General features: G+C 64.0%; 1 protein-coding gene. It reads right to left on the bottom strand.

Features of this window, described 5'->3' with window-relative positions; translation table 11 throughout:
* A partial coding sequence (locus HMPREF2924_RS08785; RefSeq protein ID WP_141765528.1) for a C-terminal helicase domain-containing protein occupies positions 1-356 on the bottom strand: 356 nt, incomplete at both ends.

Below are 356 nucleotides of genomic sequence, written 5' to 3'. Positions count from 1 at the left end.
TCGGCTTGTTCCTGCTGACCGGGAGTCCAGGGCAGGCCGAGGAAAAACACGTAGTTCGCCGCAGTGAGGTTGTTGCCCGTCCCTGCGGCCGCCGTAGTGCAGATGAACACTCGGCAGTCGGGATCCTGCTGGAAGCGATCGATCGCCTTCTGCCGCTTGGTGAGCGAGTCATTGCCCACCAGCGTGACGCAGCCGAGCCCGGCCTGCTCGCAGAGTTCCTTCAGCGCAGCCACGGTCGGCTTGAACTCGCAGAACAGGATCACCTTGTCCTCGGCGTCGAGCTCGCTCAACAGGTCCATCGCCACGCGAACCTTCACCGTTTCCAGGTAACGCCGCAGCGCGCCGAGTCGCGCGAA

This window comes from Pseudomonas sp. HMSC063H08, from assembly GCF_001813645.1.
Classification (GTDB): Bacteria; Pseudomonadota; Gammaproteobacteria; order Pseudomonadales; family Pseudomonadaceae; genus Pseudomonas; species Pseudomonas aeruginosa.
This window is presented reverse-complemented; position numbering and strand designations above follow the sequence as displayed.